This window comes from Kocuria rosea (assembly GCF_006094695.1).
In the GTDB taxonomy this organism is placed as follows: domain Bacteria; phylum Actinomycetota; class Actinomycetes; order Actinomycetales; family Micrococcaceae; genus Kocuria; species Kocuria rosea.
Genome location: NZ_CP035103.1, coordinates 2441625 through 2456142, shown reverse-complemented (window position 1 = coordinate 2456142; position 14518 = coordinate 2441625). Strand labels below are relative to the sequence as shown.

Annotated in this window: 12 protein-coding genes; 6 read left to right on the top strand and 6 right to left on the bottom strand. The window is 75.1% G+C overall.

Annotated elements, in window-relative coordinates; genetic code table 11:
• Positions 1-39 precede the first annotated feature (39 nt).
• A complete protein-coding gene (locus tag EQG70_RS11335; RefSeq protein WP_017833707.1) occupies positions 40-1497 on the top strand; it encodes a mycothione reductase in 1458 nt (485 codons plus the stop codon).
• Positions 1498-1524: 27 nt separating this feature from the next.
• Here the strand turns inward: EQG70_RS11335 and EQG70_RS11330 are convergent, their stop codons facing one another.
• The 3 genes from EQG70_RS11330 to EQG70_RS11320 form a co-directional block, all read right to left on the bottom strand.
• Positions 1525-3423, bottom strand: a complete 1899-nt coding sequence (locus tag EQG70_RS11330; RefSeq protein ID WP_109268745.1) for an AMP-dependent synthetase/ligase — start codon at positions 3421-3423, stop codon at positions 1525-1527.
• 70 nt (positions 3424-3493) lie between these two features.
• The gene (locus EQG70_RS11325) at positions 3494-3967 is read right to left on the bottom strand and encodes a hypothetical protein (RefSeq protein ID WP_109268746.1); all 474 of its coding nucleotides are present in this window, start codon (positions 3965-3967) and stop codon (positions 3494-3496) included.
• Positions 3964-4818, bottom strand: a complete 855-nt coding sequence (locus EQG70_RS11320; protein ID WP_017833704.1) for an alpha/beta hydrolase — start codon at positions 4816-4818, stop codon at positions 3964-3966. The genes EQG70_RS11325 and EQG70_RS11320 overlap by 4 nt, the downstream gene beginning before the upstream one ends.
• A gap of 147 nt (positions 4819-4965) precedes the next feature.
• Between EQG70_RS11320 and EQG70_RS11315 the strand changes: the two genes are divergently transcribed.
• Together EQG70_RS11315 and EQG70_RS11310 are read left to right on the top strand one after the other, a co-directional pair.
• Positions 4966-5817, top strand: coding sequence for a lysophospholipid acyltransferase family protein (locus EQG70_RS11315; RefSeq protein WP_017833703.1), 852 nt, complete (start codon positions 4966-4968; stop codon positions 5815-5817).
• A 40-nt stretch (positions 5818-5857) separates the two neighbouring features.
• A complete protein-coding gene (locus tag EQG70_RS11310) occupies positions 5858-7252 on the top strand; it encodes a class II 3-deoxy-7-phosphoheptulonate synthase (protein ID WP_017833702.1) in 1395 nt (464 codons plus the stop codon).
• A gap of 44 nt (positions 7253-7296) precedes the next feature.
• Here EQG70_RS11310 and EQG70_RS11305 read toward each other — a convergent pair whose 3' ends face one another.
• A complete protein-coding gene (locus tag EQG70_RS11305) occupies positions 7297-9216 on the bottom strand; it encodes a protein kinase domain-containing protein (protein ID WP_109268747.1) in 1920 nt (639 codons plus the stop codon).
• Between the two features lie 45 nt (positions 9217-9261).
• Positions 9262-10446, bottom strand: a complete 1185-nt coding sequence (locus EQG70_RS11300; RefSeq protein ID WP_109268748.1) for a lytic transglycosylase domain-containing protein — start codon at positions 10444-10446, stop codon at positions 9262-9264.
• A gap of 119 nt (positions 10447-10565) precedes the next feature.
• Between EQG70_RS11300 and EQG70_RS11295 the strand changes: the two genes are divergently transcribed.
• A complete protein-coding gene (locus EQG70_RS11295) occupies positions 10566-10952 on the top strand; it encodes an Rv2175c family DNA-binding protein (protein ID WP_017833699.1) in 387 nt (128 codons plus the stop codon).
• Positions 10953-11013: 61 nt separating this feature from the next.
• On the opposite strand, the gene EQG70_RS11290 is transcribed toward EQG70_RS11295, so the two are convergent.
• A complete protein-coding gene (locus EQG70_RS11290) occupies positions 11014-12165 on the bottom strand; it encodes a polyprenyl synthetase family protein (protein ID WP_109268749.1) in 1152 nt (383 codons plus the stop codon).
• Positions 12166-12349: 184 nt separating this feature from the next.
• On the opposite strand from EQG70_RS11290, the gene dinB reads away from it, so the two are divergent.
• Both dinB and EQG70_RS11280 read left to right on the top strand, forming a co-directional pair.
• A complete protein-coding gene (gene dinB / locus EQG70_RS11285; RefSeq protein WP_109268750.1) occupies positions 12350-13630 on the top strand; it encodes a DNA polymerase IV in 1281 nt (426 codons plus the stop codon).
• Positions 13631-13685: 55 nt separating this feature from the next.
• Positions 13686-14063 (top strand): DUF3040 domain-containing protein, encoded by a 378-nt coding sequence (locus EQG70_RS11280; RefSeq protein WP_017833696.1) that lies wholly within the window; start codon positions 13686-13688, stop codon positions 14061-14063.
• Positions 14064-14518: the final 455 nt, after the last annotated feature.

Sequence of the window (14518 nt, the reverse complement as noted above, 5' to 3'; positions counted from 1 at the left end):
GGCGGGGGCCGCCCGGCGGGCGCGCATAGGATGGGTCGCATGCGGAAATTCGACCTCATCATCATCGGCTCCGGCTCGGGCAACTCGATCCTCACCGAGGACTACGAGGGCCTGGACGTCGCCATCATCGACGGCGGGACCTTCGGTGGCACCTGCCTCAACGTCGGCTGCATCCCGACGAAGATGTACGCGTATCCGGCGAGCGTGGCCCGCCGCGCCCAGGAGGCGGACCGGCTCGGCCTCCACGTCTCGGTGGAGGACGTGCGCTGGCGGGAGATGCGGGACCGGATCTTCGGGCGGATCGACGCGATCTCCCACGGCGGGCTCGAGTACCGCCGGACGCTGCCGCACGTGACGGTCTACGAGGAGCACGTGCGCTTCACCGCCCCGCGGACCCTGCGCACCGCCTCGGGGGAGGACCTCACGGCCGACCAGATCGTGGTGGCCTCCGGCTCGCGCCCGGTGCGGCCGGAGATCCCCGGGATCGACCTGCCCCAGGTGCACACCTCGGACACGGTGATGCGCATCGAGGAGATGCCCCGCCGCGTGGTGGTGGTCGGCGGCGGCTACATCGGCGCCGAGTTCGCCCACGTCTTCTCCAGCCTCGGCGCGCGGGTCACCCAGGTCAACCGCTCGCACCGGATCCTGCGCTACCACGACCCGGAGATCGCCGAGCGGTTCGCCCGCGAGGCCTCCCGGCAGTGGAAGCTGGAGACGGGCTGGTCGCTGAGCGAGGTCGAGGAGTGGGACGGCGACGAGTGCGCCGTGATGGTCACCTTCCGCGACCCGCAGGACCCGGAGCTCGTCATGCGCCTGCCCGCGGACGTGGTGCTGGTGGCCACGGGCCGGCAGCCGAACACCGACGTGCTCGACGCCCGGGCGGGCGGGCTGGACGTGCGGCCGGACGGGCTGCTGGCCGTCGACGAGCACCAGCGCGCCCTCTCCGGGGGCCGCCCCGTCGAGGGCGTGTGGGCGCTGGGCGACATCAGCTCGCCCTACCAGCTCAAGCACGTGGCCAACGCCGAGGCCCGCACGGTGCAGCACAACCTCCTGCACCCCGGCGACCTCCGGGCCACCGACCACCGGTTCGTGCCCTCCGCCGTGTTCACCAGCCCGCAGATCGCCTCCGTCGGCATGACGCAGCAGGAGGCCGAGCAGTGGGCGGTCGAGCAGGGCAGCGAGATCACCGTCAAGGTGCAGGACTACGGGGCCACGGCCTACGGGTGGGCCATGGAGGATCGCACGGGGCTGTGCAAGCTGATCGCGGAGAAGGGCACCGGTCGCCTCCTGGGCGCGCACCTGATCGGGGAGGAGGCCTCCCTGCTCATCCAGCCGCTGGTGCAGGCCATGTCCTTCGGCCTCGACGCGCACACGATGGCGCGCGGCCAGTACTGGATCCACCCCGCCCTGAGCGAGGTCGTCGAGAACGCCCTGCTGGGCCTCGACGTCCCCGAGCACTCACCGCTGTCCCCGGGGGCCCTCGTCGGCGGCCGGTGATCCCACCGGCCGCCGGCCGGCCCGGGGTCAGCCGCGGCCCGGCAGGTGCGCGTGGGAGAGCTTCTCCTTGATCCGCTCCGCCGGGGTGGCGGGGGCCGCGGCCGGTTCGGGGGCGGGGCGCGAGTAGATCTCCTCGATCCGGTCCGCGAAGTCCTGGGCGATCCTGGCCCGCTTGATCTTCATGGACGGGGTCAGGTGCCCGGAGGCCTCCGTCCAGTCTACGTCGAGGATCTCGAAGGCCCGGATGCTCTCCGCGCGGGAGACCGCCTGGTTCGCCCGGGTGACGATGTCCTGGACGTGCTCGACGACCTTCGGGTGGCGGGCGGCCTCCGCCACCGGCATCGCGGGGTCCAGGCCCATCAGCTCCAGGCGGGCGGGGAGCACGTCCTGGTCGAGGGTCACGAGGGCGGCCACGAACGGCCGGTCGTCCCCGACCACCATGACCTGGGAGACCAGGGCCGAGGCGCGGATGGGGTCCTCCAGCACGTTGGGGACCACGTTCTTGCCGCCGGCGGTGACGATGATCTCCTTCTTCCGGCCGGTGAGGGTGAGGGCGCCGTCCTCGTCGAGCGAGCCGAGGTCGCCGGTGCGGAACCACCCCTCCTCGAAGGCCTCGGCGGTGAGGTCCTCCCGCCCGTGGTAGCCGCGCATGACGTGGGTGCCCCGGACCAGGACCTCCCCGTCCTCGCCGATCCGCACCTCGTTGCCCGGCAGCGGCAGGCCCACGGTGCCGATCTTGCCGATCTCCGGGGTGTTGACGGCGATCGGGGCCGTGGTCTCCGTGAGCCCGTAGCCCTCCACGACGTACACGCCGATCCCGTTGAAGAAGTGGCCCAGCCGGGTGCCGAGGGCGGCGCCGCCCGAGACGGCGTGCGTGACCTCCCCGCCCATCGCGTCCCGCAGCTTCGAGTACACGAGCCGGTCGTAGAGGGCGTGGCGCGCGCGCAGCAGCGGCGGGACCCGCCCGTCCTGACCGGCCTTCGAGTACGCGACGGCCGTGGTCACCGCGCGCTCGAAGATCAGGGACTTCGCCCCGCCGGCCTTCTCGGCCTTGAGGCGGGCGCTCTGGTAGATCTTCTCGAACACGCGCGGGACGGCCAGGATGAACGTGGGCCGGAAGGCCCCGAGGTCCGCCATCAGGTTCTTCACGTCCGGGGTGTGGGCCAGGACGGTCCCGGAGTAGAGGGCGATCACCTCCACGAAGCGGGCGAAGACGTGGGCCAGCGGCAGGAACAGGAGCGTCCGGGCGCCCGGGTGGATGATGTCCTCGACGACCAGGGTCGTGTTCTCGCACAGCCGCACGAAGTTCCCGTGCGTCAGCTCGCACCCCTTGGGCGGTCCGGTGGTCCCCGAGGTGTAGATGATCGTGGCGACGTCCTCGAGCCCGCGCGACGTGCGGCGGGCCTCGAGCTCCTCGTCCGGCACGTCCGCGCCGGCGCGCGCGAGCTCGTCGAGGCCCGTGCCGGTGCCGTCCAGGCGCCAGACGTTCTCCGCGGCGCGGAACGGCGTCTCCCGCGAGGCGGCGAGCACGGAGTCCTCGAGGGCCTGCGTCTCGACGAACACGGCCTTGGCGTCGGAGTCGCCCATGATCCAGGCGATCTGCTGCACCGAGGACGAGTCGTAGACGGGGACGGGCACGGCGCCGGCGTACCAGATCGCGAGGTCCGCGAGGGTCCACTCGTAGCGCGTCCGGCTGAGGATGCCCACCCGGTCCCCGGGCTCGATCCCCGCGGCCACGAGACCCTTGGCCACACCCTGCACGGCGGCGAGGAACTCCCGGGCGCGCACCTCGCGGGCGGCCCCCTCCGGCCCCAGGACGGTGTACAGGTGCGGATCCTCGTCCTGGCCCGCCTGCATGAGCAGGAAGTCGGTGATGCGGCTGTGGGCCGGTGGGTCCACGAGGGCGTCGGTCGCGACGTGGCGCATGGGGTTCTCCTCGGATCGGGGTCGGTGGGCCGTCCGCTCCAGTCTAGTGAATTGGCTCACGCAAACCCCGTCAAACGCGGGCGCCGTCGTCCAGCTCGTCGCGGTCGTCGGGCAGGGACCGCAGCAGGTGGCCGATGGCCCCGACCACGGCGAGCAGGCCCCCCACGATGGCCCACCACGGCAGGGAGCCGGGCAGGAGGGAGAGCACCACCAGCAGCACGGGCACCCCGACCAGCACGGTCCAGGACAGCAGTGCCCCGCCGCTGAGCCCCTGCGTGACCGGCCCGGGGTCGGGGGAGTAGGGCGCGTCGTCGTCCCCCGCGTCCTCCGGCTCCCCGGCGCCCTCTGCCCCGGCAGCCTCCGCTCCGGCGTCCTCCGCCCCGGAGGACGCGCCCGGCCCGGCGTCCTCGGGGGACCAGTCCCGGGGCCCGGCGAGGTGCCGGTCCCCGGCCCGGCGCACGTCCTCGAGGTCCGACACGATCCGGCTCCACTCGTCCTCGGGGCCGTGCCCGGCGCCGCCCGGCGTCCCCGGGCCCGCACTCATCGCCGGTCCCCCCGGGAGGCGGGGCGCAACGGTCTCGCGGTGACCGGGTTGCGGCCCGCCAGCAGGTCCTCCAGGAAGCGCACGGACCGCGCCGCGACCACGTCCGCCTCCCGGTCCAGGGTGGCCACGTGGAAGCTCTCCGCCAGCCGCACCAGCTCCACGTCCCCGCCGGCCCGGCGCAGCACCTGCAGGTGCGAGGCGTCCGACACCACGTGGTCGTGCTGCGAGCGCAGCACCAGGACCGGGGCGGTGACCGCGGGCAGCATCCTCCGGGTCCGGGTCATGAACCGGCCCAGCTCGGCGACGCCCGCCACGGGCGTGCGCGGGTAGGCGTGCTCGGTGACGCCCGGGAGGCTGATGTCGTCCCCCACGCCCGGCACGGACGGCACCGCGCGGTGCAGGGCCGGGGCGAGCCGGGCCGTGCGGCTGACGAGGGACAGCGCCGGGTTCAGGGCCACGACCCCGTCGACGGGCAGGGTCGCGGCGAGGTGCAGGGCGAGCGCCCCGCCCATGGACAGCCCGCACACCACCACCACGTCGTGCCGGGCCCGCAGCCGCTGCACGTGCTCGGCCGCGTGGTCGCGCCACTGCTCCCAGCGGACGCCGGCGAGGTCCTCCCAGCGGGTGCCGTGGCCGGGCAGCACGGGCCCGACGACGTCGGCGCCCGCCGCGTGCAGCGCCCGGCCCCAGGGGCGGACGCTGAACGGGACGCCGGTGAAGCCGTGCAGCACGAGCGCGCCCGCGGGCCCGTCGGCCGGATGGTGGAAGGGCGCGCCGGGATCGTCCGCGGCGGCGGGCCCGACGGTCGCGGAGGGGGCGGGCAGGTGCTGGTCCTCGACGGGTGGCGTCATGCGTCCATGATGTCAGGGCGGGCGCCGTCGGCGGGCGGACCGGCGCGGGTGCCCGTGCGGACGTGAGAGAATACCGGAGGCCGGACCCGGTCCGAGCGGCACGGACCCTCGCGACATCCCGATCAGCACGAAGGAGTCCCCTCCCACATGGTCTACATGTTTCTGAAGCGCTACGTCGTCGGCCCCCTGATCAACGTCGCCTTCCGTCCCGAGGTGCGCGGCCTGGAGCACGTGCCCGAGGAGGGCCCGGCCATCCTCGCGAGCAACCACCTCTCCGTCTCCGACTCGGTGTTCATGCCCGTGGCCGTGCCCCGGCAGGTGTACTTCCTGGCGAAGTCCGACTACTTCAACAGCCCCGGCGTCAAGGGCCGGGTGATGGCCGCGTTCTTCCGCGCCATCAACCAGATCCCCATGGACCGCTCCGGGGGCCGGGCCAGCGCGAAGTCCCTGAGCAACGGCGGCCGCAAGCTGCTGGAGGGCGAGCTGCTCGGGATCTATCCGGAGGGCACCCGCTCCCCGGACGGCCGCATGTACAAGGGCAAGATCGGGGTGGCCCGGCTCGCGCTCGAGACGGGGGCCCCGGTCGTCCCGATCGCCATGGTCGGCACCGACAAGGTCCAGCCGATCGGGACCAGGCTCCCGCTGCCCCGCCGCAGCGCCCGGGTCACCACGATCTTCGGCGAGCCCCTCGACTTCTCCCGCTACCGGGGCCGGCAGGGTGAGCACGCCCTGCTCCGCGAGGTCACCGACGAGATCATGCACGCGATCCAGGCCCTCTCCGGCCAGGTCTACGTGGACGTCTACGCCTCAGAGCACAAGAAGCGGCTCGCCGAGCAGAAGCGCCAGGAGACCAAGCAGGCCGCGGCGGAGCTCGTGGGCAACGCCAAGGACAAGGCGCGCAGCGCCGCCCACACCGCCCGCCGGACCGCGGACTCCATCGCCCACCGCGACCGTCCCGGGGCCGCGGACGACGACACCCCACGGCCCACCGCACCCTGATCCCGCGCCCGGCCCCGCCCCGGACGAGACATAGGAAGACATGATGCTCGACTTCACCGTTCCCGACAGCCTCCGCAACCTCGCCTCCCCGGTGCCCTCCGCGGCCGACTACCCGGGGCTGGACGACTGGCGCGAGCTGGCCGCCGACCAGCAGCCGACCTGGCGCGACCACCCCGACTTCGCCGCCTCGATCGCCGAGCTCAACGCGGTCCCGCCCCTCGTCTTCGCGGGGGAGGTGGACAAGCTGCGCGACCGTCTGGCCGAGGTCGCCAACGGCCGGGCGTTCTTCCTGCAGGGCGGGGACTGCGCCGAGACCTTCGAGGGCGCCACCGCCGACCGGATCAGCGCCCGGGTCAAGACGCTGCTGCAGATGGCCGTGGTGCTCACCTACGGCGCGTCCATGCCCGTGGTGAAGATGGGCCGGATGGCCGGGCAGTTCTCGAAGCCCCGCTCGTCCAACGACGAGACCCGCGACGGCACGACGCTGCCGACGTTCCGCGGCGAGATGGTCAACGGCTTCGACTTCACCGAGGAGTCCCGGGTCCACGACCCGCGGCGGATGGTGCGCGGCTACCACACCTCGGCCTCAACCCTGAACCTCATCCGGGCCTTCACCACGGGCGGGTTCGCGGACCTGCGCCTCGTGCACGCCTGGAACATGGGTTTCACCACGAACCCGGCCCACGCCCGGTACGAGTCGCTCGCCCGCGAGATCGACCGGGCCGTGAAGTTCATGGACGCGTGCGGCGCGGACTTCGACGCCCTGCGCACCACGGAGTTCTACGCCGGCCACGAGGCCCTGCTGCTGGACTACGAGCGCGCGCTGAGCCGCATCGACTCCCGCACCCACCTCCCGTACGGCACGTCCGGGCACTTCCTGTGGATCGGCGAGCGCACCCGGGAGCTCGACGGCGCCCACGTGGACCTGCTCTCCCGGCTGCGCAACCCGATCGGCGTGAAGCTCGGCCCCAAGACCACCGGGGACGACGCGCTGGCGCTCATCGACAAGCTCGACCCGGAGCGCGAGCCCGGACGGCTCACCTTCATCACCCGCATGGGCGCGAAGAACATCCGGGAGAAGCTGCCCCCGCTCGTCGAGGCCGTGGAGCGCTCCGGCGCCAAGGTCGTGTGGGTCACCGACCCCATGCACGGCAACACCGTGTCCCTGCCGTCCGGGTACAAGACCCGCAACTTCGACGACGTCGTGGACGAGGTCCGCGGCTTCTTCGAGGTGCACGAGGCGATCGGCTCCTTCCCCGGCGGCATCCACGTGGAGATGACGGGCGACGACGTCGCGGAGTGCCTCGGCGGCGCCGACCCCGTCGACGAGTCCTCCTTCCAGGACCGCTACGAGTCGCTGTGCGACCCGCGCCTGAACCACATGCAGTCCCTGGAGATCGCGTTCCTCGTGGCGGGCTACCTCTCCCGCCGCTGAGCGCGGGACCGGCCGACGGGGCCGGGGCCGTTCCTGCCGTCCGCTCAGACGACGGTGAGGACGACCTCGGCCCCGTCCGTCGTCTGGGCCACCACGTAGCCGAAGGGGGCGCCGAGGCTCTCCTCGACCCGCGCCGCGAACCCCGCCTCCGCGAGGAGCCGGACCGCCTCGTCCACGGGCCTGCCAAGCACCCCGGGCGCGGAGTCGGCGCGGGCCCCGAGGGAGACGGCGAGGTCCACCGCCGACCCCTCGGCCACCGCCTCGCCCGCCTCGGGGTGCTGGCCCACGACCGTCCCGGCGGCGGCGGCGTCGGCGACCGGGCTCCGGGTGCCGGCCGCCAGCCCGGCGTCCTCGAGGCGCGCCCGGGCGTCCTCCTCGGACATCCCGGTGACGTCGGGCGCGGTGGTCCGCACGGGACCGGTCGAGACCAGCAGGACGACCTGCTCCGCGGAGCGCACCGTGGCCCCGGCCTCCGGGTCGGTGCCGAGCACGGTGCCGGCGGGGGCCACCGGGTCCGCGGTCTCGTGCACGGCGACGTTGCCCAGACCGGCCCCGGCCAGGTACTGCTCGGCGAGCTCCGGACCCGCTCCCCGCACGTCCGGCACGCTCACGGTCCCGCCCGGACCGGAGCCCAGGAGCCAGCCCAGGAACGCCGCCCCGGCCACCGCGAGCGCGACCAGGGCCAGCGTCCCCGCCGCGTGCAGGGGCCGGGTGGGCCGCAGCTCGACCTCGGGCCGCCAGGGGTCGGAGGAGCCGCTCGAGGTCCGCGCCAGCAGCGGCCGGCCGGAGACCGCCGGGGCCCCGGCCCCGGCCGCTCCCAGGGTCGCGGCGTGCGGACCCGGCACCCCGGTCCGGCCGGCCGCCGGGCCGAACGCCTCCGTGGGAGCGTCCCGGCCGAGGGCCTCGGTGGGGGCGTGCCGGCCGATGGTCTCCGTGGTGCCGCTCGTCCCGAGAGCCTCCGTGGGAGCGCCCCGGCCGAGGGCTTCCGTGGGGGCGCCCGCCCCGAGGGCCGCGGTGGGTCCGACCGCGGGGTCCAGGGCCGCCGTGGCCGCGCCGTCCGGAGCCGGCACGGCCGGGGTGCCGCGGGCGGCGCCGGGTCCCGGGGGGCGGTCGAGCTCCGCGGGCCGCAGACCCGCCCGGACCGACCGGAGCTCGTCGAGGAAGCTGCCGGCGTCGGGCGGACGCCGCTCCGGCTCCCGTGCCGTGGCCCGGGCGACCAGCCGCGCCACACCGGCCGGGAGACCGGGATCGAGGGTGCGGAGGTCCGGGACGGCGCCGTCCGCGTGGGCGCGGGCCACGGCCAGCGGACCGCCCTCGAAGGGACGGCGGCCGGCCAGGAGCTCGAAGAGCAGGATCCCGGCCGAGTACACGTCCGCGCGGGTGTCGACCCGCTGCCCCGTGACGAGCTCCGGCGAGGCGTAGCCGACCGTGCCCAGCACCGTTCCGGTCGCCGTGTGCTGGTCGACGGCGCGGGTGAGACCGAAGTCCGCGACGGTCACCCGGCCGGCGGCGGAGATCAGCACGTTCTCCGGCTTCACGTCGCGGTGCACCAGGCCCTCGCGGTGGGCCGCCGCCAGCCCGTCGAGGACCGGTTCCAGCAGCCCGAGCGCCTCGCCCGGGGGCAGGGCGCCGCGCCGGCGCAGGAGGTCCCGCAGCGTCGAGCCCGCCACGTGCTCCATGACCAGGTACGGCACCCCGTCCGGGGCGTGGCCCTGGTCGAGCACGGAGACCACGTGGGGATGGGACAGCCGCGCCGCCGACCGGGCCTCCCGCACGAACCGGTCCGCCGCGGCCGGGTCCTCGGCCAGGTGGGCGTGCATGAGCTTGACCGCCACGACGCGCTGCAGGCGGGTGTCCACCGCCCGGTACACGGTGGCGGTGCCACCGCGGGCGATCCGCGGACCCAGCTCGTAGCGGCCCTCGAGGACGGTCCCGGTCAGGTGGTCGGGGAGCGCGTGCTGCACGGGATCAGCCTAGGGCGGGGCGCTGTGCGCAGGCTGGGTCGCAGGTCACGGTCCGAACCGCTTGCGGTGGGTCTTGACGCTCTTGACGTACTGCTTGGTGTCGTCGTACATCCCGTACTTCTTCACCCCGTGCAGGCCCTGGTAGTACGCGGCGATGGCCACGTCGGTGCTGGGCGCGGCGCGGCCCAGCTGCCGGATGATGGCCACGCCGGCGGTGACGTTGTCCTGCGGGTCGAGGAGGTCGAGCTCCCGGCCCACGAGTCCCGAGGCCCAGTCCCCGGCGTCCGGGATGACCTGCATGGTGCCCACGGCGTCCGCGGGGGACACGGCCCGGTGGTCGAAGCCCGACTCCTGGTGGGCGTGCGCCAGGGCGAGCGCCGGGTCCACGCCCATCCGCACGGCGGTGTCGTGGACGAGCCGGCGCATCTCCTCGCGCGAGGGCGCGGGGCGGGCGGCGAGCTGCTCGTGGTGGCGGTTGGCGGAGTCCACCACCCCGTCCTCGTACGTGCGGCCCAGGAAGGTGTCGCCGACGGCGCGCTCGGGCGCCGGCCGGGGCTGCTCGGCCCGCGCGGGGGCGGGGGCCTGGGCGGTCCGCACGGTGTCGGGGGCCGGCTCCGTGACCGACAGCCGCTGGCCCGGGCGCAGCAGCGAGTTCACCGTGAGGTCGTTGCCGTCGAGGAGCGACTGGACCGACACCCCGCGCGCCTGCGAGATGCTCCACAGCGAGTCGCCCGAGCGCACCACGTGCTCCGTCCGGGGCGGCTCCGCCGCGGGCGGGGCCGGCTTCTTCGAAGGCTCGGCCGCCGGGGCCGCCCCGCCGGAGAGGCGCAGCTCCTGCCCGGGCAGCAGCAGCGCCGCGCCGGAGAGGTCGTTCCACCGCATGAGCTCGTCCACGGCCACGCCGTGGCGCTGGGCGACCGCCCACAGGGAGTCCCCGGGGGACACGGTGTGCACGGGGGTCTTCGTCGTCTTCTGGCCGGCGAGCAGGGGCGCCGAGGCCACCTGGGCCGTCTGGGCGGGGGCGGCGTGGGCCACGGTGCCCCCGCCCAGAGCGGCGAGGGCGGCGACGGCGGTGACCGCCGACCCCGTCCGGGCGCGGCGCGCCCAGCCGGGGGAGCGGTCGTCCTGCCGCCCGGAGGCCTCGGCGGAGGTCTCGGCAGTGGTCTCGGCGGTGGTGGAGCGCGGTGCGTCGTTCGGGTCGGTCGTGTCGCTGTCGGGGGGATACGGCATGAAGTAACTCTCTGACGCTGATCGGGGAAGGTGCGGAGGTCTCAGCCGGCTCCGCGGGTCGAGCATACCGTGGCGGGCCCGCGTGGCACGGGCACCGGCGGACGTGGCACTCTGGGGGCGTGAAGAACACATCCGGAATCAGCACCGAGGAGTTCGACCGCCTGGACGGTCTCGTCCAGGAGTGGTTGCCCCTGCCCGACGTCGCCGAGCAGCTCGGCCTCGTGGTCACCCGCGTCCACGGCCTCGTCGACGACGGGACGCTCCTCGCCGTCCGCAACCCGCACGACAGCATCCGCCGGGTGCCGGCCGCCTTCCTGCTGGACGGCGCCGTGGTCGACTCGCTGAAGGGCACGGTGGCGGTCCTGCGGGACTCCGGCTTCACCGACGTCGAGGCGATCACGTGGCTGTTCACCGAGGACGAGTCCCTGCCGGGCCGTCCCGTCGACGCGCTGCGGGACGGGCGCAAGACGGAGATCCGCCGCCGGGCGCAGGCCCTGGCCTGGTGACCCGCTCCTGACCGGCGCGCCGGACCGGCCCCGACCGCGGGACCGGCCCGGCGCGCCGGACTCAGGACGAGCGGCGGACCGCAGCCGTCGCGAGGCCGCGCAGCGCGGCCATCGGCACGGCGTCGGCCCCGAGCCGGTCCAGCGCGGTGAACGCCTCCCCGCTGAGCCGTTCGATGAGCTCCTCCGTGGAGCCCAGGGCGCCGCACGCCGTGATGAGCGAGCGGAGCTCCTCGACGTCCTCCTCCGTCAGCTCCGGCCGGCCCAGGGCGTCCTCGAGCCGCGCGATCTGCGCCTCGCTGCCGAGCGTGCGGACGTAGCCGACGAGCACCGTCCGCTTGCCCTCCCGCAGGTCGTCGCCGGCGGGCTTGCCCGTGGCCGCCGGGTCGCCGAACACGCCCAGGACGTCGTCGCGCAGCTGGAACGCCTCGCCCAGGGGCAGCGCGAACGCGGAGCAGCGCTCCAGGACCGGCTCCGGCGCCCCGGCCAGGGCGGCGCCGAGCACCACAGGGTGCTCCACCGAGTACTTCGCCGACTTGTACCGGATGACGTCCAGGGCCCGCTGCACCGCGCCGTCGCGGTCCTGGCCCCCGCCGGCGACCTCGCCCTGCACGTCGAGGTACTGCCCGGCCATCACCTCGGAGCGCATGAGGTCGAAGACCGCCCGTGCGCGGTGGCCGCCGGGCGCCGTGGTGGTGGCCGCGGCGAACGACTGCTCGCTCCAGGACAGGCACAGGTCGCCCGAGAGGATCGCGGCGGCCACGCCGAAGGCCGGACCGTCCAGGGCCCAGCCCCGGTCCGCGTGCACGGACTCGAAGCGGCGGTGCACGCTGGGGGCGCCGCGGCGGGTGTCGGAGCGGTCGATGACGTCGTCGTGGATGAGCGCGGCGGACTGGAAGAGCTCGAGCGCCGCCCCGGCCCGGACCACGGCCGGGTCCTCCGGGTCGCCGCCCGCCGCCCGCCAGCCCCAGTAGCACAGCCGCGCCCGCAGCCGCTTGCCGCCGGCGGAGAGCGCGACGACGGCGTCCAGCAGCGGGAGGGCGTCCGCCGAGATGCCGCCCAGGACCGCTCGCTGCCGGCCGAAGAACTCCTCCAGCTCCGCGTGCAGCTGCGCCACGAACCGCTCGTCCTCGGCGCGGAAGGCGTCCTGGGGCCGGGCCTGCGGCGCGGTGCCGGCGGGGGCGTCGGGGTGGTGCGGGAGGGGCGGGCACGTCATGGGCGGATCGACCTCGGACTCGGGGCGGCGGCGGACGCCCTCTGCCGGCCGTCCGCGATGTCCGCCCCAGCCTATCGAAGGCCCGGTGAGCGGACCGGGGGGCTCCGCCCGGGCCGGGGCCCGCACCGCGGCCGGGATGTCCGCGCCGAGGGCTAAGCTGTGCCGGACCCGGGAGGAGGACGCGGTGACCGAGACGCCGAGGGACCGGCTGGAGCGCTGGCGGCAGTGCGCCGTGCTGCACGTCGACATGGACATGTTCTACGTCGGCGTGGAGCTGCTCGCGGCCCCTGGGCTGCGCGGCAGGCCCGTCATCGTGGCCGGGTCGGGCGGCCGCTCCGTCGTCCTCTCCGCGTCCTACGAGGCCCGGGCGTTCGGCGTCCGCTCCGGCATGCCCCTGGCAAGGGCCCGGGCGATGTGCCCCCGGGCCGTCCTGCTCGAGCCCCACCGGGACGCCTACGACGCCTACTCCCGCCGGGTCATGGCCATGTTCTGGGACATCACCGACCGTGTCGAGCAGATCAGCGTGGACGAGGCCTTCCTCGACGTCGCCGGAGCGGTCCGGCGGCTCGGCCCGCCCGTGGGCATCGCCCGCGGCCTTCGGGCCCGTGTGCGGGACGAGCTGGGACTGACCGCCTCCGTGGGGATCGGCGCCAACAAGACCGTCGCCAAGATCGCCTCCACCCGCTCCAAGCCGGACGGCCTGCTGCTCGTCCAGCCCGAGGACACCGTCGCGTTCCTGGCGGAGCTGCCGGTCTCGGCGCTGTGGGGCGTCGGCGGGCGCACGGCCGAGACGCTCACCGGCGCGGGGCTCAGGAGCGTGGGGGACCTCGCGGCCGCCCCCGTGCCGATGCTGACCCGCCTGGTCGGACGGGCGGCCGGCCACCACTTGCACGAGCTCGCCAACGGACGGGACCCCCGCCCCGTCGAACCGGTCCGCGAGGAGAAGAGCGTGGGCGCGGAGGAGACCTTCCCCCGGGACGTCGCGGACGACCGCGTGCTGCACGAGACCCTCCTGCGGCTCAGCCACCGGACCGCCTCGCGGCTGCGCCGGCAGGGTCTGCGCGCCCGCCGGGTGGGGCTCAAGGTGCGCTGGGCGGACTTCACGACCATCACCCGGTCGCGAACCCTGCAGCATCCCTTCACGTCCGCCCACGACCTCCTCGAGCACGGCGTGGGCCTGCTCGAGGAGCTCGGGGACCGGCCCCAGCCGGTCCGGCTCATCGGCATCCGCGCCGAGCGGCTGGAGCCCGCCACGGACGCCCTGCAGCTGAGCCTGGACGGCCGCGAGGAGGGGTGGGGGGCCGCCGAGCAGGCCATGGACCGGGTGCACGCCCGCTTCGGCGCCGAGCGCCTCGGCCCCGCCCGTCTCCTGCCTCCCGCACCCCGGAGTCCGGAGGGCAACTCGGAGGCTGTTGACAGCCGTGTGCGCGGTGCCAAATCAGCACCCGACGGTCTATCCTGGTAGCAGGCGGCGCCGGAACAGCCGGGGAATCCGCACCCGAAGGATGAGGAGGCATACCGTGCCACTGTCCGAGCACGAGCAACAGCTCCTGGCGCAGCTCGAGAAGCAGCTCCACGCGGACGACCCGAGGTTCGTGACGAACATGGGGTCCCGCGCCGTCAGGGGTGCTTCCACCCGCAACATCGTCCTCGGGATCGTGATCGCCGTCGTCGGCCTGCTCGTCCTCCTGGGCGGGGTCGTCATCGACTCCATCCTGGTCGGGGTCCTGGGCTTCGTGGTGATGGGCGCGGGTGTCTACGTCGCCACGCTGCGCTCCGGCAAGCCGCGCCCCGGCGGGGAGCCCGGCAAGGGCGGCCCGCCCCGCCGCTCGTCGCCCTTCCTGCAGAACCTCGAGGAGCGCTGGGACCAGCGCAACTCCGGGGGCCCGTCCACCTGACCGGCCCCGCCCGGACCCGGAGCCGACCGCAGGGCGCCGCCCGCTCGAACCGACCCGCCCGGCCCCTCCACCTCCCCCCACCCTGCTGCCGCACGGCGGTCTGCAGGGTCCGATCAGCTCCCCGGTGCACCGCCGGGGAGCTTTTGCATGCCCTGGAGGTGCCGCGGCCGCACCCCGGCCGCACCCCGGGAGCGTCCGGGGAGCGTTCCTCCACCGTCCTCCCCGCGGCCCGCACCGCGGCGTCCTCCACTCTCCTCCCCGCACCCCTCCGCCGGCGCCCGGTGCCGCGGGCCGCGGCGTCCTCCACCGCGCTCCCCGACGCCCGGTGCCGGCGCCCCGCACCGCGGGCCCGGGGTGTCCTACACGCTCCTCCCCGCCGCCCTCCGCCGCGGCGCCGCCGTGCCCACCTGGGGCGACGCCCGTCGCGGCGCCCGGGCGCCGCGCCACGCCGCGGC

Coding starts and splice junctions, on each gene's coding strand:
- EQG70_RS11335 (WP_017833707.1), top strand. CDS start 40: ATGCGGAAATTCGACCTCATCATCATCGGCTCCGGCTCGGGCAACTCG.
- EQG70_RS11330 (WP_109268745.1), bottom strand. CDS start 3,423: ATGCGCCACGTCGCGACCGACGCCCTCGTGGACCCACCGGCCCACAGC.
- EQG70_RS11325 (WP_109268746.1), bottom strand. CDS start 3,967: ATGAGTGCGGGCCCGGGGACGCCGGGCGGCGCCGGGCACGGCCCCGAG.
- EQG70_RS11320 (WP_017833704.1), bottom strand. CDS start 4,818: ATGACGCCACCCGTCGAGGACCAGCACCTGCCCGCCCCCTCCGCGACC.
- EQG70_RS11315 (WP_017833703.1), top strand. CDS start 4,966: ATGGTCTACATGTTTCTGAAGCGCTACGTCGTCGGCCCCCTGATCAAC.
- EQG70_RS11310 (WP_017833702.1), top strand. CDS start 5,858: ATGATGCTCGACTTCACCGTTCCCGACAGCCTCCGCAACCTCGCCTCC.
- EQG70_RS11300 (WP_109268748.1), bottom strand. CDS start 10,446: ATGCCGTATCCCCCCGACAGCGACACGACCGACCCGAACGACGCACCG.
- EQG70_RS11290 (WP_109268749.1), bottom strand. CDS start 12,165: ATGACGTGCCCGCCCCTCCCGCACCACCCCGACGCCCCCGCCGGCACC.